The sequence below is a fragment of the Marinobacter salarius genome (assembly GCF_032922745.1).
In the GTDB taxonomy this organism is placed as follows: Bacteria; Pseudomonadota; Gammaproteobacteria; order Pseudomonadales; family Oleiphilaceae; genus Marinobacter.
This window is the reverse complement of the sequence record NZ_CP136693.1, coordinates 3,051,116-3,069,060: the sequence shown is the minus strand read 5'-3', so window position 1 is coordinate 3,069,060 and position 17,945 is coordinate 3,051,116. Positions and strand designations below refer to the sequence as shown.

The 17,945-nt window shown below is 61.6% G+C and carries 16 protein-coding genes; 2 read left to right on the top strand and 14 right to left on the bottom strand.

Annotation, left to right across the window (positions count from 1 at the left end):
* Positions 1 to 7: 7 nt before the first annotated feature.
* From R1T46_RS14140 to R1T46_RS14115, 6 genes are all read right to left on the bottom strand, one after another.
* On the bottom strand, positions 8 to 1,615 hold the full coding sequence (locus R1T46_RS14140) for an acyl-CoA carboxylase subunit beta (RefSeq protein WP_100690034.1): 1,608 nt from the start codon (positions 1,613 to 1,615) through the stop codon (positions 8 to 10).
* Positions 1,612 to 3,003, bottom strand: a complete 1,392-nt coding sequence (locus R1T46_RS14135) for a phenylacetate--CoA ligase family protein (RefSeq protein ID WP_100690035.1) — start codon at positions 3,001 to 3,003, stop codon at positions 1,612 to 1,614. The genes R1T46_RS14140 and R1T46_RS14135 overlap by 4 nt, the downstream gene beginning before the upstream one ends.
* A 33-nt stretch (positions 3,004 to 3,036) precedes the next feature.
* Positions 3,037 to 4,197, bottom strand: a complete 1,161-nt coding sequence (locus R1T46_RS14130) for an acyl-CoA dehydrogenase family protein (RefSeq protein ID WP_062363169.1) — start codon at positions 4,195 to 4,197, stop codon at positions 3,037 to 3,039.
* Positions 4,198 to 4,206: 9 nt separating this feature from the next.
* The gene (locus tag R1T46_RS14125) at positions 4,207 to 4,986 is read right to left on the bottom strand and encodes an enoyl-CoA hydratase/isomerase family protein (RefSeq protein WP_100690259.1); all 780 of its coding nucleotides are present in this window, start codon (positions 4,984 to 4,986) and stop codon (positions 4,207 to 4,209) included.
* Positions 4,983 to 6,164 (bottom strand): acyl-CoA dehydrogenase family protein, encoded by a 1,182-nt coding sequence (locus R1T46_RS14120; RefSeq protein WP_100690260.1) that lies wholly within the window; start codon positions 6,162 to 6,164, stop codon positions 4,983 to 4,985. The genes R1T46_RS14125 and R1T46_RS14120 overlap by 4 nt, the downstream gene beginning before the upstream one ends.
* Positions 6,165 to 6,377: 213 nt before the next feature.
* The gene (locus R1T46_RS14115; RefSeq protein WP_062363718.1) at positions 6,378 to 6,569 is read right to left on the bottom strand and encodes a hypothetical protein; all 192 of its coding nucleotides are present in this window, start codon (positions 6,567 to 6,569) and stop codon (positions 6,378 to 6,380) included.
* A gap of 342 nt (positions 6,570 to 6,911) precedes the next feature.
* On the opposite strand from R1T46_RS14115, the gene R1T46_RS14110 reads away from it, so the two are divergent.
* A complete protein-coding gene (locus R1T46_RS14110) occupies positions 6,912 to 7,355 on the top strand; it encodes a TetR/AcrR family transcriptional regulator (protein WP_205475308.1) in 444 nt (147 codons plus the stop codon).
* Positions 7,356 to 7,514: 159 nt separating this feature from the next.
* Here R1T46_RS14110 and R1T46_RS14105 read toward each other — a convergent pair whose 3' ends face one another.
* The 5 genes from R1T46_RS14105 to R1T46_RS14085 all read right to left on the bottom strand — a co-directional run bounded on the left by R1T46_RS14105 (position 7,515) and on the right by R1T46_RS14085 (position 12,270).
* Entirely contained in the window at positions 7,515 to 7,991 is a 477-nt protein-coding gene (locus R1T46_RS14105; RefSeq protein WP_317305888.1) for a hypothetical protein, read from the bottom strand.
* Between the two features lie 677 nt (positions 7,992 to 8,668).
* Entirely contained in the window at positions 8,669 to 9,094 is a 426-nt protein-coding gene (locus R1T46_RS14100; protein ID WP_100690252.1) for a PaaI family thioesterase, read from the bottom strand.
* 202 nt (positions 9,095 to 9,296) lie between these two features.
* The gene (locus tag R1T46_RS14095) at positions 9,297 to 10,208 is read right to left on the bottom strand and encodes an alpha/beta fold hydrolase (RefSeq protein WP_198515546.1); all 912 of its coding nucleotides are present in this window, start codon (positions 10,206 to 10,208) and stop codon (positions 9,297 to 9,299) included.
* Positions 10,209 to 10,312: 104 nt separating this feature from the next.
* Complete coding sequence (locus R1T46_RS14090) at positions 10,313 to 11,092, bottom strand: enoyl-CoA hydratase/isomerase family protein (RefSeq protein ID WP_100690259.1); 780 nt, start codon at positions 11,090 to 11,092, stop codon at positions 10,313 to 10,315.
* The gene (locus tag R1T46_RS14085) at positions 11,089 to 12,270 is read right to left on the bottom strand and encodes an acyl-CoA dehydrogenase family protein (RefSeq protein WP_100690260.1); all 1,182 of its coding nucleotides are present in this window, start codon (positions 12,268 to 12,270) and stop codon (positions 11,089 to 11,091) included. The genes R1T46_RS14090 and R1T46_RS14085 overlap by 4 nt, the downstream gene beginning before the upstream one ends.
* 100 nt (positions 12,271 to 12,370) lie before the next feature.
* Here R1T46_RS14085 and R1T46_RS14080 point away from each other — a divergent pair, with 100 nt between their 5' ends.
* Complete coding sequence (locus tag R1T46_RS14080) at positions 12,371 to 14,410, top strand: FAD-dependent oxidoreductase (RefSeq protein ID WP_213479988.1); 2,040 nt, start codon at positions 12,371 to 12,373, stop codon at positions 14,408 to 14,410.
* Positions 14,411 to 14,532: 122 nt separating this feature from the next.
* On the opposite strand, the gene R1T46_RS14075 is transcribed toward R1T46_RS14080, so the two are convergent.
* The 3 genes from R1T46_RS14075 to R1T46_RS14065 all read right to left on the bottom strand — a co-directional run bounded on the left by R1T46_RS14075 (position 14,533) and on the right by R1T46_RS14065 (position 17,891).
* Positions 14,533 to 14,988 carry a PaaI family thioesterase gene (locus R1T46_RS14075; RefSeq protein WP_062363478.1) on the bottom strand — a complete coding sequence of 152 codons (456 nt, stop codon included), beginning with the start codon at positions 14,986 to 14,988 and terminating at the stop codon, positions 14,533 to 14,535.
* 114 nt (positions 14,989 to 15,102) lie between these two features.
* Positions 15,103 to 15,957: an SDR family oxidoreductase gene (locus tag R1T46_RS14070; protein WP_100690237.1), complete on the bottom strand. Its 855-nt coding sequence runs from the start codon at positions 15,955 to 15,957 to the stop codon at positions 15,103 to 15,105.
* Complete coding sequence (locus tag R1T46_RS14065) at positions 15,954 to 17,891, bottom strand: AMP-binding protein (RefSeq protein WP_100690238.1); 1,938 nt, start codon at positions 17,889 to 17,891, stop codon at positions 15,954 to 15,956. The genes R1T46_RS14070 and R1T46_RS14065 overlap by 4 nt, the downstream gene beginning before the upstream one ends.
* Positions 17,892 to 17,945: the final 54 nt, after the last annotated feature.

Sequence of the window (17,945 nt, the reverse complement as noted above, 5' to 3'; positions counted from 1 at the left end):
TGGCCCCTCACATCCTGAACACGCCGAAATGGGTTTTGTCTCTGGGCCTGCGTGAAGTCACGTCCAGCAGGAGCGCCATGACATCGCGGGTTTCGCATGGTTCGATCACACTATCGATCCAAAGGTTCGAGGCGAAATTGTAGGCGCCCTGGAAATTCTCGTATTCCTTACGGATGGGGGCCTTGAAGGCTTCCTCCTCCTCGGGCGTCCAGCTTTTGCCGTCGCGTTCATTGATCTGGGCACGGACCTGGGCCAGCACGCTGGCGGCCTGTTCGGGTCCCATGATTGCCGATCGCCCCGTAGGCCAGGCGAACATTGCGTCCGGTTGGAACGGACGACCGAGCATGGCCAGGTACCCCGCGCCGTAGGAGCCGCCGGTGATGATCGTGAACTTCGGCACTCGTGCCGAGGACATGGCGGTGATCATTTTCGCGCCGGCCTTGGCGATGCCCATCTGCTCGACCTCCCGGCCGACCATGAAACCGTTCACATCCGCCAGGAACAGCAGCGGGATATCGCGCTGGACGCAGAGATTGATGAAATGCGTGGCCTTCAGCGCGGCCTCGACGAAGAGCACGCCGGTATTGGCGAGAATGCCAACTTCATGGCCATGGATGCGGCCCCAGCCGGTCATCATGGTGTCGCCGTAAAGCGGCTTGAACTCGTGAAAATCGCTGTCGTCCAGCAGACGTGCGACGATCTCGCGGTTGTCAGTCGGCACCTTGGGGTCACGGCTGACGATGCCGTAGATCTCTTCCACCGGGTAGGCCGGGGGGAGTGGTGGCTTCGGCGTCTTGCGAGGCAGAGGCTTTTCGCCCAGGTGTCTGACGATTTCGCGGGTGATGGCCAGCGCGTGCGCGTCATCCTCGGCGAGGTGGTCGGTCACACCCGAAACCGAGGAGTGCATCTTGCCGCCGCCCAGCGTCTCGGCATCGACTTTTTCGCCGGTCGCCGCGAAGGTCAGTTCCGGCCCGCCCAGATACATGAAGCCCTGACCGCGCACGATTACCACCTCGTCGCAGAGCGCGGGAATATAGGCACCACCTGCAGTGCAGGGGCCCATGACCACGGCGATCTGCGGCACGCCATCGCCGGACATGCCGACCTGGTGGTGGAAGATCGAGCCGAACTGACCTTCGTCCGGGAAGATATTCTCCTGATCCGGCAAAAAAGCGCCCCCGGAATCGACTAGGGTTATCACCGGCAGCCTGTTCTTCCAGGCGACTTTCTGCGCCCGAACGTGCTTGCGGCAGGTCATGCCAAAATAGGTGCCGCCTTTGACCGTGGCGTCATTGGCGATGATCATGCACTGGCGCCCCTCGATCACACCGATTCCGGTGATGATGCCGGCACCCGGCGGAACGCTATCATATTTGTTGAGCCCGGCAAGCTCGCCGAGCTCCAGGAATGGTGTGCCCGGATCGATTAGCCTCTCGACCCGCTCGCGCGGAAGAATCTTGTTATTCTTCTCGTGGCGTTTCCGCGCCCTCTCGGGGCCGCCGAGGCGTTGCTGTCGCCGAAGGGCATGCAGTTCGCCGACTTTTTCCCGGTAACATGTGTCGTTTTCCCGGAAGTCGTCGGATCCGGTGTCGAGTAGGGATTTCATTCTAGTCATGGCAGGTCGGGGTACTCTCTGAGGACGAAGGCAACCTTGGCGGCGCCGGGTTTCTCGAAGGTGTCGGGGGCCACCAGATGAACATCGGCCTTGAACACTAGGGAGTCGCGTAAGCGCTGCTCGATCCTCTTCTTTAGGGTGTTATCATCCGCCGGATCGCGACCAGGACCGCGTTCGACGATCACCTTCAACGCGCCTTGCGTGGTGTGGCCTTCGAAATCCGCCACGATTCGCATGACACCATTTGTTTCGGGTACCATTTCGGTGATCACGCTGTTTATCGCGGAAGGGAAGACATTGGCCCCGCGCACGATCAGCATGTCGTCAGTCCGCCCCGTGCAACGGATCTTGGGACCGGTGCGCCCGCAGGAGCACTCGGTGTCGATGACCTCGATATAATCGCCCGATTGGAACCGCACGAGCGGGCTCGCCTGCCGGCCGATCGCGGTGTAGACCATCTCGCCCTCGGCGCCTTTCTCCCAGGGAATGATCCGGCCGCTTTCGGGGTCGAGCAGCTCGGTAATGATATAGTCCATGTTGACCATATGCATCCCCGACCGTGCGTCGCATTCGGCCCAGTAGGTCACGCCCAGATCGGTGCCACCCATCATCTCGGCGCATTTTGCGCCCCAGGCCTCTTCGATCTTGGCGCGGATCGCCGGAATGCCACCACCCGGTTCGCCACCGACAATCACTCGCTCAATGCCCAGTTCACTGGCCTTGCAACCAAGCACTTCGGGTGCCTTTTCGGCCAGATGTAGAACGAAGTTGGGTGCGCCGACCACGCAGCGCGGGCGAGTGTCGGCACAGGCCCTGAGCAGCCGTTCCGCGCCACCATCTGCCCCGACTGGCACGTCGATCCCGCCCATGTATTGCAGCCCCTGCATCACCGGGATGCCGCCGACGAATCCCTTTGCCAGCGAAAATGCGTGCAGCACCATGTCGCCCGGCCGCACGCCGTTGGCGAAAAAGCAGCGCGCTGTCATCTCGTGCCACATTTCGGCGTCGGGTTCGGTGAGCGCGACATAGGACGGGCTACCCGTCGTGCCTGATGAGGCCTGCATTTGGATGATGTCCGCCACCGGCGCGGCCCGATGCTTGCCAAAGGGTGGTTCCGCAGCGAGGCTTTCGCGGATCTCGGTCTTATGGGTAAAGGGCAGTTTCTGCAGATCTTCGATCGTGCGGATTTCCTCGAACCTCACACCTGCTGCAGCAAATTTATCCTGGTAGAACGTCGAGTTCGCCTTGAGATAGTCCATCTGCTCGCGCAGCCGCTCCTCCTGAATGCGGTGCACTTCGTCGAGAGGCGTGCCCTCAATCTCGTGCCAGAAGGGGTCGTTCACCTTGGCGGCCGCATCTTGCCGCCGGAAGCGCATTCCAAATAGCATATACTGTCCTCCATGCTAAGTCGGCGATCAATATCAATAAGATCGTGGCAAGCCCATGACCTTTTCGCCGATGAAACTAAGGCACAGCTCGCGGTTGACGGGCGCGGTGCGCAGTAGCCGCACCAACGGATACATCTCGTAAAGCCCCGTATCCTCGGTAAAGCCCGATCCGCCATGCGCCTGGAGCGCGGCGTCCACAGCCTCGATCCCCGCTTCGGCCGCTGCGTATTTCGCCATGTTCGACGAGGCCCCAGCAGACAGTTTGTTATCAAACTCCCATGCCGCCCGATGGGTCATCAGGCTGGCCATCTCGACCGCTGTGTGCGCCTTAGCCATCGGGTGCTGAACGCCCTGATGCGCGCCGATGGGCTGGCCGAAGACATTGCGCTCGGACGCGTAGGCCACACCCTTGTTCAGCGCAAAACGGCCGATTCCGCAGCACAGTGCGGCCAGAATGATGCGCTCGGGGTTGAGGCTATCGAACAGGATCGAGAACCCTTCGTCCACCTCGCCGACCACATCCTCGGGGCCCAGATCCACCTCATCGAAAAACAAGGTCCACTGTTCTTCAGGGAGAGGGATCGAGATCTTCACCCGCTGTTTTTCAACGCCCTTTTTCTTCATGTCCACAGCAAACAGGGTGAATCCGTCGGTCTTGCGGCTGACCTCTGTGTGCGGTTTGGTCCGAGCTACCACCAGACAGTAGTCCGACACCTCGGCGCCAGTAATGAAGGTCTTTTCCCCCGACAGGCTGAACCGGTTGCCCCGGCGCTTTGCGAGTGTCGTGGTTTTCATCGTGTTGGATCCGGCGCCCGGCTCGGTGATCGCAAAACAGAACTGGATATCGCCACGGCAGGCAGCCGGAAGAAGCTCTTTCTTTTGAAACTCGGTTCCGTGATGGGCGATATGGGCTAGCGACATGGTCGGGCCGACCACCATCATCAAAAGCGGTATGCCGTGATTGGCAGTGCCTTCCATGAACAGGGCCATTTCGGTCATGCCAAGCCCGGCGCCGCCATATTCTTCGGGCACCATGATGCCGAGAAATCCATCATCGGCAATTTGTTGGAACATGTCCTTGGGGAATTCATGCTTGCGCGCATGCCGTAGCCAGTAAGCGTTGTCAAATTTTTGCGCCAACTGGCCGCCGTATTCGTAAATCAAGCGTTGTTCGTCGTTCAGTATGAAATCCATGGTTCTTCCTCAGCACTTAAAAGCCGGCTTGCGTCGGTCCTCGAAAGCATCAAGTCCTTCGGCAACGTCGTTGCCGGGTAGGGCGCGCACCGCTGCGTCGCGCTCAAGCCGCATCTGTTGGTCTATCGTCATGTCTGCACCTTCGCGGGCCAGCCGTTTCATCTCGGCAATACCAGGGCGCGAGCGGGTGCCGATGGTCTGGCAATAGTCCAACGTGGCCTCATGCAGATCCGCATCTGGAACAATATAATTGACCAGACCGACCTCCCTGGCCTCGTCCGCCTTGAGCCAGCGCGCCGAGTACATCAGGTCGAGCGCCCGGCGCTGGCCCATTAACCGTGTCAGCCGCTGCGAACCGCCCCAGCCGGGGATCAGACCGAATTGCGCATGCTGATCGCCGAATTGCGCGCTCTCGGCGGCAAAGCACACGTCGCAGGCCAGCATCAGCTCGATCCCGCCGGCCAGACATAGCCCCTGCACGGCGACGACGACAGGGAGGGTGCTCGTCTCGAGCGCGCGGAGGTTTTTCATGCCAGAGGCGATGAAATGATCCAGCGCGGCCGGATCGTTTAATTTGCCCTTCACTTCGGTGAGATCGGCGCCGGTGCAGAAGTGCTTACCCTGTGCACGAATGAGGATCGACCGCACTTCCCGATTGGACTCGAATTTTGTGCGCGCGTCCGATATCCGATTATGCACTTCCAGTGACAGGCAATTGAATTTCTCCGGGCGTGCCAGTTCGATGATGCCGACGCTGCCCTCATTGAATGCGTCGATCACACCACTCATTTTGCCGCTCCCTTTGCCTTCTTGTCGTACTGAAGCGCCATCCGCCCGACCTTTTCGCGGGCAATCACCAGTTTCTGGATTTGCGCGGTGCCATCGCCGATCTGCAGGCCGAGAACGTCGTTGTAACGTTGATGATGGGGCAGGTCAGTGGTATAGCCGTAGTGCCCATGCAGGATCAGGCACTGATGAAGAATCTCGCAGGCGGTCTTCGGCAAGTACCATTTGCACATCGCCGCCTCGGCGGTGTGGGGCAGGCCGCGGTCGCGCAAATCCAGCGTATAATAGCAAAGCTGGCGCATCATGGTCAGTTGGGTTTCGGCCTCGGCCAGGGGGAAACTGACGCCCTGATATTGCACGATGGGCGCGCCGAAAGCCTCGCGTTCCCGGACATAGGCCCAGGTCTCGTCCACCGAGGCCTGCGCCGCGCCCAGACATTCCAGGCCGATCAGTGCGCGGGAATAGTCGAATCCCGACATGATTGTGGCAAAGGCGCGATCCTGTTCGGCCATCATGTTTTCGGCCGGCACGAAGACGTCGTCGAAAAACACCGATCCGCGCCCGACAGGCTTGGTGCCGATGTCGTCAAAATGCGTGCGGCTGATGCCGTCCTGGTTCAGATCGACAAAAAAGGCACTGACGCCGCGGGAGCCCCCGTCAGGATCGCCCGTGCGCGCGAAAACGACGGCTGCGTCGGCCTGGCTGGCAAAGCTCATTGACGTCTTTTCGCCGCTCAGCCGCCAGCCGTTTCCGGACTTTTTGGCCCTGAGAGTCAGGTTCGCCGCATCCGATCCGCCCCGCGGCTCCGTCAGGCCCAGGCCGATGACGGCATCACCCGAAATAACCTTGGGCACCCACTCTGACGCGATTTCCCTGGAGGCGTGCCTGGCCACCATCCCTCCCATGAGAGAGCCTAGAAGCTGCACATAGCTTGCGTTGAAATCGGCATAGGCAATCTCTTCGACAATGAGGCCTGCAGTGACCGAGCTTTCGCCAAGCCCGCCGAATTCCTCAGGCAGATCCGGCGCAATCAGACCCAGCGCGCCCATTTCCTTTATCAGCGCACGATCAAGGACGTGGCCGCGTGCGCGCTCCTGGTAGCCGGGTGCCAGTTTTTTTGTGGCGAATTGCTTCGCGGTTTCGCGAAACGCCTTTTGATCTTCTGTTGGCTGGAATTGCATCGGCGCTCCTTGTCATCAATGACCGGAAATATGCTTTGGTAAAAATCTAACAACTGTTAGAATGCAGGTCAAGCGAATTTTTTGATGAGGCATTTGCGCTGTAGCAAGTTTCCGCAGCCCGGCGCTCGCTGTCACGAGCGCGTTGACGGGGGGAGCGCCGCTCTCGGGGGGGCTTGGCCCGATCAAACGGCGCGGTTGTGAGCGAGGCTGGTGCTAGCCGGTCGCCGGGATCGGCTGGATCAGCGAGCGCATCTGCCTGGGGCGGCCCTGTTGTATGTGACCGAGCGCCATGGCCATCATCACCGCGATGGCCAGGTCGACGCGGGTGGTCATCTTGGCGAGGCCGCGGATGAAGTGCTGCTCGAAGCCGAAGTGGCGATCGATGCGATTGTTGATCCGTTCCATGGCACTGCGGCGGTTGTAGCCGCAGTGCCAGCTCGCGTTGTTCCTGGGTCACCGGGCAGACGCAGCGCAGGGTGCCCTTTTCGGTATGCACGATGGTCTCGGTGCCGTCGAGTCCCGGATCGGCGCTGAAGTCCTTGCAGCGCCCGGCCAGCTCCGACAATGATCCCTTGGTGGCCATCTTATCCCCCCCCTGAGCGCCCTGGGGTGAATTTTCCGCCCTCCCCGCCGGTGGCGCCGGTAAGTCATTGATCCTGCGTCTGGCGGTGGGGTAAAGAGAAATCCGCCCATGCCGGAGCCGCCGGCAATTCAATGGGTTAGAGACTGCGCAAACGGCTCTCAAAAGTGGCAGCCAAGCGACTACAGCGACTGGTACGAAAGCCTGATGCAATCAGGAAAGCCGACGATGAGCTGAGCAAAGCAGAGAGAACGCGCGAGTGCGTTCTCTCTGCGGCCGGCCGCCTTTTCCGGCAAGAAGGCTTCTACGCGACAACGATGCGCGACATTGCGCAGGAATCCGGAGTAGAAGCGGGAAGCATCTATTACCATTTTCAGTCCAAGGATCAGATTCTGAACGAGGTGCTCGATCTTGGCGTGCGGCAACTTTACGAGAAGGTCCGTGAAATTACCCGTTCGGCAAGGAGAAATTCTGAGGATTTTCGCAAGACGTTTGCTTTGCTCATCGAAACACACCTGACCTATTTAGAGCCTATTTCAATAGGCCGGCTCGCCAGTCCCATGAAACCCCTCCCTCACCCTATTTTTCGGAGAGATGCCCCAACCTATTAGAAAAGGTTCAAAGGGCAACACGCCGATGGCGTCCATCGCCTCCTGGCCACGATTGGGGTGTGGAGCCAACCAGGTCAGGGTCTCGTTGGAGGCGCTGTGCAGCCAGTCGCGTTTGCCACCGACCTGCATCCCGGTCTCATCGGCATGCAGGTCGGCGCTTCACGTAGCGCCGGGATAACCCACTCGGCAAACGGCTCGGCCCGCGGGTAGGCCTCCTGTTTGAAGGCGAACAGCGTGCCGGTGCTCAGCGCCAAGCCGCATTGAGACGTCAGCAACTCGCGGATACGGGGAAAGATAGACCCCATGGGCCTTGAGGTGCGGGCCATACTGGAGGGGGCGAGTCACGCCCTCGGGAAAGGGCGCCACGTCGAGTTGCCCCTGATCATCTTCGAGGACCTCAGCCTGGTACTCGGTGACCACGGCCTGGATCACGATGTCCTGCACCTGGCGCGTTTCGACGCCGACTGGGCGGCAAGTGCGTCCCTTGGGGAGTTGCCGACGATCGACACGGAGCTTGACCCGTAGCATCAGCACAACGATGGCCGCACGCAGCGACTGCGAGACCATGAGGTCTTTCTTGAGCTGCTGCCGGACCCGCTCCAGGGCCTCCTCGACGTTAATATCGTTAAGGGTCATGTCACCGCATGAGCGTGTCGAAGGCTGGGGCACACTATGCCTGAAAAATCAGCTGATTGGCGACAGGCTATCGCAGCGACCTGCAATGGTTCGGACAGTTTTAAAGAAAGCCTGATGCTCCGATAATGGGTCTCTCACAACATCGCCACCCGAACACTGACGGATCCTCACGAGTTCTGTGCTATTCGTCGCATAATGCCTGTTCCCTGACCTTCTCGCGAAGGCTCTCTCGGAGGATTTCCCAGGAGGACCAGGGCACGCCACCACCGCCAACCCCTCCCCGAGGCTTTCGCCGAGATGGAGGCCGGGGTCAGCGAGCTCGGTCACGGCCTGGATCGAAGCAGTCGCAATTCGGCCTTGCTGGCGCAGATCGGGTCAAACGAGCCGCGAGAGAGGGTATCCGGCCCCGTCCCGGCGGCTCCGCCAACCGTTTCGTGACGCGGTAGTGTGTGTCATGAGTCTATTATCCGCCGTCGCTGGGTCAGATCGTGAGCCTGCTGAGCTTCTTACATAATCAAGAGCCCGCTTGATCGACGCCATCCCCCGCAACCCGGTGGGCAAGATCCTGAAAAAGGAATTGCGAGCCCTGTAGTGCGGTTCTGGCTGAGCTTCCACTTGCCTTTCCGGCGAAGCCGTCGGCCGCGAAGTCGTTGGGGGCACGCGATGACGCGATGCCCTTACCGCCTGCGCGATGAAGGAATGGCGTAGGTCACGACTGCATGGGCTACCGGCTTTTCCAGCTGGCCTTCCGAATAGATATTCACCTCGGTTAATACCGAGCGGCGGCCCAGGTGGAGAGGAGTGCCCTTGGCCAGCAGGGCCTTGCCGGCTTCCGGCTTGCGCAGGAAGTTGATGTTCAGGTTGCTGGTGACCGCGAGCGGTACGATACCAATATGGGACAAGACCACTATGTAGGCGGCGGTGTCGGCGACGGCCATCATGGTGGGGCCGGACACGGTGCCGCCGGGACGCAGGTGGGATGCGCCCACCGGCTGGCGTGCCCACGCTTCCTGTTCATCCACCTTTTCGACCACGATGGTGGACTGGGGAAATTGGTCTCTCATGAATGACTGTAGCTCTTCCGCACTGGCCTGAATCGGCATCGTCTGGTTCCTCTATTGATATTGATCAACGGGTTGATTGTTTCAGTGACGCCGACTGGCGTGCCTGCACCAGTGCTTGCCGCATGGCCAGTTCAAACGCAGGCAGCTGTCGGGCGCGGCCTCGCTGACGGGTCGGATGTCCATTCGCCCGGGCACAATGTCACCCGGTGCGCTCCGTGCATCGGCGCTGCGCTGACAGGCGTCAGCCGCCAGCGGGCAGCTTGCGGCGCAGGAACTCGATGACCGCGTTGCTGAAGACGTCGTTGCGGTCGCCGGCGACCATGTGACCGGCGTCCTCGACGTCGAACCGCTCGGCATGCGGTACCAACTGCTGCAGCTCGTGCGCACCCTCCGGGCTGAGTACGTCGCTGGACCCACCCCGCACAAGCAGGGTGGGGATGCGGATGCGCCTGGCGGCGGCCTCGCGGCGCTTCTGTCTTACCAGTGCCTCGCCGGCGCGGGAACGGGTGGCGTGATCGAGGAAGCGAGGATCCCAGTGCCAGTACCAGCGCCCGTCGTTGTGCTGGCGCAGGTTCTTGCGCAAGCCGGTGGTGTTGCGCGCCTTGCGGTGCGGATTGTAGGCGCTAACCGCCTCCGCCGCTTCCTCAAGATTGGCAAAGCCGCCGGTGTGTGCGCGCATGAAGTCCAGCACACGCGCCACGCCATCGGGCTCCAGGCGCGTGGCGACGTCCACCAGCACCAGCGCGCGGGCGAAATCCGGCGGCCCCTCACCGACCGCCAGCAACGAGGTGAGTCCGCCCATCGACGCGCCGACCAGCACCGGTGACGCGCGCAGCGAGGCACGAACGGCCGCGAGATCGGCCACAAGTGCATCGGCACTGTAGTCGCCGTCCGGCGCCCACTGGCTGTCGCCGTGACCGCGGGCATCGAGGGCGATCGCGAAATAGCCGGCACCGGCGAGCTGCCGAGCCGTGCCGGCCCAGGCATGCCGGGTTTGGCCGCCGCCGTGGAGCAGGAGGACGGGCGGCCAGCCGCTCTCGCCAGCGGCTTCGGCCGCCAGCCGCCAGCCGCTCGCTCCGGTCAATTCCAGCGGGCGCAGGGGGACGGTGCCTCGCTTACTGCCGGTCGTCGGGAGCGTTCTCATGAACCGCATTCAATCCAGCCCCCGCGCAATTGTCCTTGGGTAATTCATGCTTGCGCGCATGACGTAGCCAGTAAGCGTTGTTCGTCGTTCAGTATGAAATCCATGGTTCTTCCTCAGCACTTAAAAGCCGGCTTGCGTCGGTCCTCGAAAGCATCAAGTCCTTCGGCAACGTCGTTGCCGGGTAGGGCGCGCACCGCTGCGTCGCGCTCAAGCCGCATCTGTTGGTCTATCGTCATGTCTGCACCTTCGCGGGCCAGCCGTTTCATCTCGGCAATACCAGGGCGCGAGCGGGTGCCGATGGTCTGGCAATAGTCCAACGTGGCCTCATGCAGATCCGCATCTGGAACAATATAATTGACCAGACCGACCTCCCTGGCCTCGTCCGCCTTGAGCCAGCGCGCCGAGTACATCAGGTCGAGCGCCCGGCGCTGGCCCATTAACCGTGTCAGCCGCTGCGAACCGCCCCAGCCGGGGATCAGACCGAATTGCGCATGCTGATCGCCGAATTGCGCGCTCTCGGCGGCAAAGCACACGTCGCAGGCCAGCATCAGCTCGATCCCGCCGGCCAGACATAGCCCCTGCACGGCGACGACGACAGGGAGGGTGCTCGTCTCGAGCGCGCGGAGGTTTTTCATGCCAGAGGCGATGAAATGATCCAGCGCGGCCGGATCGTTTAATTTGCCCTTCACTTCGGTGAGATCGGCGCCGGTGCAGAAGTGCTTACCCTGTGCACGAATGAGGATCGACCGCACTTCCCGATTGGACTCGAATTTTGTGCGCGCGTCCGATATCCGATTATGCACTTCCAGTGACAGGCAATTGAATTTCTCCGGGCGTGCCAGTTCGATGATGCCGACGCTGCCCTCATTGAATGCGTCGATCACACCACTCATTTTGCCGCTCCCTTTGCCTTCTTGTCGTACTGAAGCGCCATCCGCCCGACCTTTTCGCGGGCAATCACCAGTTTCTGGATTTGCGCGGTGCCATCGCCGATCTGCAGGCCGAGAACGTCGTTGTAACGTTGATGATGGGGCAGGTCAGTGGTATAGCCGTAGTGCCCATGCAGGATCAGGCACTGATGAAGAATCTCGCAGGCGGTCTTCGGCAAGTACCATTTGCACATCGCCGCCTCGGCGGTGTGGGGCAGGCCGCGGTCGCGCAAATCCAGCGTATAATAGCAAAGCTGGCGCATCATGGTCAGTTGGGTTTCGGCCTCGGCCAGGGGGAAACTGACGCCCTGATATTGCACGATGGGCGCGCCGAAAGCCTCGCGTTCCCGGACATAGGCCCAGGTCTCGTCCACCGAGGCCTGCGCCGCGCCCAGACATTCCAGGCCGATCAGTGCGCGGGAATAGTCGAATCCCGACATGATTGTGGCAAAGGCGCGATCCTGTTCGGCCATCATGTTTTCGGCCGGCACGAAGACGTCGTCGAAAAACACCGATCCGCGCCCGACAGGCTTGGTGCCGATGTCGTCAAAATGCGTGCGGCTGATGCCGTCCTGGTTCAGATCGACAAAAAAGGCACTGACGCCGCGGGAGCCCCCGTCAGGATCGCCCGTGCGCGCGAAAACGACGGCTGCGTCGGCCTGGCTGGCAAAGCTCATTGACGTCTTTTCGCCGCTCAGCCGCCAGCCGTTTCCGGACTTTTTGGCCCTGAGAGTCAGGTTCGCCGCATCCGATCCGCCCCGCGGCTCCGTCAGGCCCAGGCCGATGACGGCATCACCCGAAATAACCTTGGGCACCCACTCTGACGCGATTTCCCTGGAGGCGTGCCTGGCCACCATCCCTCCCATGAGAGAGCCTAGAAGCTGCACATAGCTTGCGTTGAAATCGGCATAGGCAATCTCTTCGACAATGAGGCCTGCAGTGACCGAGCTTTCGCCAAGCCCGCCGAATTCCTCAGGCAGATCCGGCGCAATCAGACCCAGCGCGCCCATTTCCTTTATCAGCGCACGATCAAGGACGTGGCCGCGTGCGCGCTCCTGGTAGCCGGGTGCCAGTTTTTTTGTGGCGAATTGCTTCGCGGTTTCGCGAAACGCCTTTTGATCTTCTGTTGGCTGGAATTGCATCGGCGCTCCTTGTCATCAATGACCGGAAATATGCTTTGGTAAAAACCTAACAACTGTTAGAATGCAGGTCAAGCGAAGATTTTGATGGAGGATGCCAACAATGGAAAACACGCAGCAGAGGGAAACCTTCGGGACCATGCTTTCGCCCATTCGCGCAGGCCGACGCACGTTGCGAAACCGGGTCATCATGGGGTCGATGCACACGCGGCTGGAAACCGAGCCTGACAGTATCGCCAAGCAGATTGCATTCTACGCGGAGCGTGCGCGAGGGGAGGCGGCGATTCTGGTCACGGGCGGGTTTTCACCCAATGCCGAGGGGATATTCGATCCCAAAGGTCCGCGTATCGATGACCCCGATCAGGCTCGGCACTTGCGCCCAATATGCGAAGCGGTTCAGGCCGAAGGCAGCCTGATCTGCGCCCAGCTTCTTCATGCCGGGCGCTACGCAAAGATCGAAGGCTGCGTCGCGCCGTCACCGATTCGATCCCCGATCAACCGTTTCGTCCCGCGTGAAATGACCGACGCCGACATCCGCCGCACCATTGCGGATTTTGCCTCCGCTGCCGCCAATGCTCAGGCGGCGGGATTCGATGGCGTCGAAATTATGGGATCCGAGGGGTATCTTATCAACGAATTCACCGTCACTCATACCAACAAGCGTGAAGACGGCTGGGGCGGAAACGCCGAGAATCGGCACCGCTTTCCGGTCGAGATCGTGCGCGCGGTGCGTGAACGCTGCGGACCTGGCTTCCTTATCATCTATCGCATTTCGGCTGCCGATCTGGTCGAGGGCGGCGCGCACAGCGATGAAATCGCCGCGCTCGCTCGCAAGATCGAGGCGGCGGGGGCCGACATTCTGAACACCGGCATCGGCTGGCACGAGTCGCGCGTGCCGACGATAGCCTACCCGGTTCCGCGCGGCGCCTGGCGCAAGGCGGCGGCCAACGTCAAGGCTGCAGTTTCGATCCCGGTAGTCGCCTCCAACCGGATCAACACGCCGGAGCTTGCAGAGGACATCCTGACCTCCGGGGACGCAGACATGATCTCAATGGCCCGGCCCTTTTTGGCTGACCCCCATTTCGTGAAAAAAACGCGCGAGGGCCGCGCAAACGAGATCAACACCTGCATCGCCTGCAACCAGGCCTGTCTGGATTTCATCTTTTCCAGCCGACCTGTGAGCTGTCTAGTCAATCCACGGGCGGGTCGCGAAACCGAATTTCGGGACACGCCGACAGAATCACCAAGCAAGTTGGCCGTTGTCGGCGGCGGTGCCGCCGGTATGGCCACGGCCGCCGAGGCGGCACGGCTGGGCCACGACGTTACGCTGTTCGAAGCGCAGGACAAGCTGGGCGGACAACTGAACCTGGCGCGCGCGGCACCGGGCAAGGACGAGTTCGACGAAACCTTGCGCTATTATACCGGTCAGATAAATAAACACGGAGTCAAGTTGCGTCTGGGGCAGAGGGCCGGCCTGGACGATCTGAACGGCTTCGATCATGTGGTAATCGCCACAGGTGTTACGCCGCGCATTCCCGACCTGCCGGGCGCGGACCATCCCAGTGTGGCGACCTACGCCGAAATCCTGTCCGGCGAACGCGCGGCGGGTGACACTGTCTTGGTGATGGGGGCAGGGGGCATCGGCCATGACGTGGCCGAGTTCCTCGTGACCGGACCGGCCGAGGCCCACAACCCCGACGCATTCTGCGAGACATGGGGCGTAGACCCGAAATTTGCCGTGTCGGGCGCGTTGGTAGGCGATCCGTTGGCACTGAAACCATCGCGCCGCAAGGTGGTCATGCTTCAGCGAAAGAACTCGAAACCGGGCGCGGGCCTTGGGGTTTCGACGGGCTGGATTCTGCGCAATGCCCTTCGCAAGCACGGAGTCGAGGCCTTGGTCGGGGTGGTCTATGAACGCATCGACGACGCGGGGTTGCATATCCTCATGGACAACGGAGAGCCAAAGGTCATCGCCGCTGACACGATCGTGCTCTGTACCGGTCAGGAACCGGAGCAGGCCTTGGTCGACGAGCTTGTTGCGCGCAGCGTCACCGTCACGATGATCGGCGGGGCGAAGGAGGCGGCTGAACTTGATGCGCTGCGCGCCATCGATGAAGGGGTGCGTCTGGCGCAAAGTCTCTGAACCGGGGGCGGGAGGCCGAACCCGGAGATAGGCAGGTGCAGCAGGCGGTTCGTGATGCCATCTCCATGGAAATCCGATCGGCGATGGAAATCACTAGAGGGTGAAGAGGAATCTCCACGCCCTCACCCAGCAACACCTGTCCGCCCCACCATCGCCATCAGCGTGGCGGTCATCGTGGCGACGAGCTTTTCGTCCTCGCCCTTCATAGCATAGGCGCGCGCCTCGCATACCGTGAGGGTTCGTCCGGGTTTGACAACCTCGGCCACAAAGCGAAACCGCTCGCCATCCGCCGGATTGAGCAAGTTGATCTTGAATTCCGCTGTCAGCACCGCGGCCTCGGGAGGCATCAGCGAAAAACCCGCATAGCCGCAAGCACTGTCGAGCGCGGTCGATACGATCCCTGCGTGCAGAAACCCATGCTGCTGGGTCAGCGCATCATCATGCGCCATCTCCAGAACGATACGCCCGGGCGCGAGTTCGGCAATGGTGATCCCCATCGTGCGCATCACCTTCTGGCGGTTGAAACTCTCGCGCACGCGCGTATCGAAGTCAGAGTTTCGCGGCTCGAAATTTGGCATGGTCTGACTTCTCTCCTTTCGTCATCAAATGATAACCAATTCAGGCAGGTGGCAATTGCGCGGTTGGTCGTAACACATGGCGTCCCGCACCGGAGAGCGGGCGCAGCCGTCAGTTCACTGGACGAAAGCAGCCCGATTCTCGGCGACGAAATCGCGGAAGCGGCGGGCCGGGCGCCCAAGTACGTCATTGACGGTGGTCTCGATGCCCGCGAGATAGCCCTTTGGGGCAATGGAGGCGAGTTCCACCATGGCTGCGGCGACCTCTTCCTGCATTTCGTCGGCGATCATGGCCGCCTTTGAGTCCTCCGCCGACAGGGGCGTGCAGTTGACGGAGCGTCCGGTCTCCTCGGACAGAACAGTGGCGATATCCTCACCTGTCAGGGCCTCGGGGCCGGTCAGGCCATAGACCTTGCCTTCGTGCCCCGGTGCGGTCAGCGCCTCTGCGGCGACATCGGCGATGTCGCGGGCGTCGACCCAGGCCACTGGTCCGCCCAGACCGTCGTAATAAACACCGTCCTTCGCAATGTTACCGGCCTGCCACAGTAGGTTCTGCATGAAATAGGTCGGCTGGACGAAGGTCCAGTCAAGCCCGCTTTCCTTTACCAGTTCCTGCGTTTCGGAATGCCACTTTCCAAAGGTCACCTTGGCCTTGGGCGCCGCGCCCAAGCCGGTGGCCAGAACGACATGGCGCACGCCCGCGGCCTTTGCCGCTTCGATCACATTCGCTTTCCAACGGCGCATGTCCAGATGGGCGGGCGTCACGAGATAGATCTTTTCGGCACCGGCACATGCCTTTGCCAGTGCGGCGGGGTCGGAGAAATCGGCGGTGACGGTCTCACATCCCTTGGCCTTGAGGGGGGCGACTTTGGCCGGATCGCTGGTGACTGCGCGCAGTTTCGCGCCCTTGGCCAGGAGGGTGTCGACAAGGGGGGCGCCGGTCGTGCCGGTTGCGCCGAAGACGGTTATCATGGCGTTTCCTTTCGCAGGTCTGCAATGGGTTTCATCGTTTCGGGATTGCTGATCGAGGACAGGTCGCCCGGATCTTCGCATAGATAAGCCGCGCGAATGATCCGGCGCATCGTCTTCATGCTGCGGGTCTTGGGCAGTGCCTCAACAAAATGGATCTCGCGCGGGCGGAATGGCTTGGAGACGACCTTTCCCACCTGGTCCTTGAGCCGTTCGACGAGGCCCGCATCGGGCGTCACACCCGGCGCCGCTACACAGATGCAGACCACCGCCACGCCCTTGATATCGTCGGGCGCGGCGATGGCGGCAGCGTCCACTACCTCTCCGGTGCCGGTCAGGGCTGCCTCGATCTCGGGCGGACCGATACGCTTGCCGGCAATGTTCAACGTGTCATCCGAACGGCCGAGGATATACCATGTGCCGTCTGGATCGCGGCGAACCCAATCGCCGTGCCGCCAAACGCCCGGGAAGGTGGACCAGTAGGTTTCCAAATATCGCTGCCGGTCGCCCCAGATGGCCGGGGTCAGGCCCATGGGCAGTTGGCTCACAATTAGTTCGCCCACCTCGCCCGGCGCGGCTTCGCTTCCATCCTCGCGCAGCACTTTCGCGCCCACACCCAGAGCCTGGGCGGAAAATCCGCCGGGCTTGATTTCGTGTAGAACGGTCGAGGTTAGGATGGCCCCGAACAGCTCGGTCCCGCCGGATATGTTCAGCGGCACAGCGCGTCGGCGGCAGATATGGTCAAGTTGCCAGAGCCAGGCGTCGTTGGTCCAAGGTTCACCGGTTGAGGCAACGATGCGCAGGGGCGAAAGATCGTAACCGGAAAGAGGCGCGGGATCCTGTGTCATGAACTGTCGCACCAGCGTAGGTGCAACGCCAAGGTGGGTAACGCCCATCTCCGAGGCGAGGCGTAGCAGCCGGAAGGGGTCGTCGGGCATCGAAGGCGCGCCCTCGGCCAACACCAGCGTCGCCCCCGAAAGCAGTACCGACAGAAGCGTGAGCGGCCCCATGACCCAGCCCATGTCGGTCATCCACATATGCCGATCATCGCGTTTCATGTCGAGGCACAGTAGGAAATCCGCCGCAGCCTTGGCCTGCACACCGATATGGGTGTGCACCACGCCCTTGGGCCGGCCGGTCGTGCCCGAGGTATAGGCGATGAGCAACGGCGCGTCGGCTTTCACCGGATGGGCGGGCTGCGTCGGGTCTGCATTGTCGACACTCTCCTCCCAGTCGAGATCGCGGGCCGGATCGGCCGCCGCACCACCAAACCGCCGCAGGCTGAACACGGTATGGATCGAAGGCACATCTTTCAGGGCTTCGGCCATCGCGGCCTCCATCCAGACGGGCTTGCCGCGCCGGGGCGTAGCATCCGCCGTCAGCACGGCCACCGCCCCGGCATCCTTGAGGCGGCTGACGATGGCGGTCGGCGCGAAGCCCGAGAACAGCGGCACCGCCACGGCGCCCAGCCGGGCAATACCCAGAAGCGCCGCCGCGATTTCGGGGATCATCGGCATGTAGATGCCTATCGCCTGACCAGGCTTCACCCCGCGCGTGGCAAGGGCCGAAGCGATGCGGGCAGCTTCGGCAGCGAGTTCAGCATAGGTCCAGCGGCGGCGGCTTCCATCCTCACCGACCCAGTCGATCGCCGTCTTGTCCGCCAACCCCTCCGAGATGCGCGCATCAAGGCATGTCTCTGTCAGGTTCAGATCGCCGCCAACGGCCCAATGGATCGATTCGGGCCCTTGGGAAATATCGCGAAGCTGTGTGTAGGGCCGGTTGAAACAGATGCCGGCATAATCGATTATTCGGCCCCAGAACCACTCCGGTTCGACGTTGGCACGTCGGGCTAGATCCTCGTAACTATCCGCGCCGCAGTCATCCAGGAAAGCGGCAAGCGTACTTGAACGCCGAATGTCAGAGTCTGGCTGAAACATCTGTCACCTTTCTTCAACGTAGAGAAAGTCGCACCGTTGGCGCGCCCAGTTGGG

Excerpts from the sequence above, each read along its gene's own strand:
- R1T46_RS14080 (WP_213479988.1), top strand. The coding sequence starts at position 12,371 with ATGGAAAACACGCAGCAGAGGGAAACCTTCGGGACCATGCTTTCGCCC.
- R1T46_RS14120 (WP_100690260.1), bottom strand. The coding sequence starts at position 6,164 with ATGCAATTCCAGCCAACAGAAGATCAAAAGGCGTTTCGCGAAACCGCG.
- R1T46_RS14090 (WP_100690259.1), bottom strand. The coding sequence starts at position 11,092 with ATGAGTGGTGTGATCGACGCATTCAATGAGGGCAGCGTCGGCATCATC.
- R1T46_RS14095 (WP_198515546.1), bottom strand. The coding sequence starts at position 10,208 with ATGCGGTTCATGAGAACGCTCCCGACGACCGGCAGTAAGCGAGGCACC.
- R1T46_RS14135 (WP_100690035.1), bottom strand. The coding sequence starts at position 3,003 with ATGCTATTTGGAATGCGCTTCCGGCGGCAAGATGCGGCCGCCAAGGTG.
- R1T46_RS14070 (WP_100690237.1), bottom strand. The coding sequence starts at position 15,957 with ATGATAACCGTCTTCGGCGCAACCGGCACGACCGGCGCCCCCCTTGTC.
- R1T46_RS14085 (WP_100690260.1), bottom strand. The coding sequence starts at position 12,270 with ATGCAATTCCAGCCAACAGAAGATCAAAAGGCGTTTCGCGAAACCGCG.
- R1T46_RS14140 (WP_100690034.1), bottom strand. The coding sequence starts at position 1,615 with ATGACTAGAATGAAATCCCTACTCGACACCGGATCCGACGACTTCCGG.
- R1T46_RS14065 (WP_100690238.1), bottom strand. The coding sequence starts at position 17,891 with ATGTTTCAGCCAGACTCTGACATTCGGCGTTCAAGTACGCTTGCCGCT.
- R1T46_RS14105 (WP_317305888.1), bottom strand. The coding sequence starts at position 7,991 with ATGACCCTTAACGATATTAACGTCGAGGAGGCCCTGGAGCGGGTCCGG.
- R1T46_RS14100 (WP_100690252.1), bottom strand. The coding sequence starts at position 9,094 with ATGCCGATTCAGGCCAGTGCGGAAGAGCTACAGTCATTCATGAGAGAC.
- R1T46_RS14130 (WP_062363169.1), bottom strand. The coding sequence starts at position 4,197 with ATGGATTTCATACTGAACGACGAACAACGCTTGATTTACGAATACGGC.
- R1T46_RS14115 (WP_062363718.1), bottom strand. The coding sequence starts at position 6,569 with ATGGAACGGATCAACAATCGCATCGATCGCCACTTCGGCTTCGAGCAG.
- R1T46_RS14075 (WP_062363478.1), bottom strand. The coding sequence starts at position 14,988 with ATGCCAAATTTCGAGCCGCGAAACTCTGACTTCGATACGCGCGTGCGC.
- R1T46_RS14125 (WP_100690259.1), bottom strand. The coding sequence starts at position 4,986 with ATGAGTGGTGTGATCGACGCATTCAATGAGGGCAGCGTCGGCATCATC.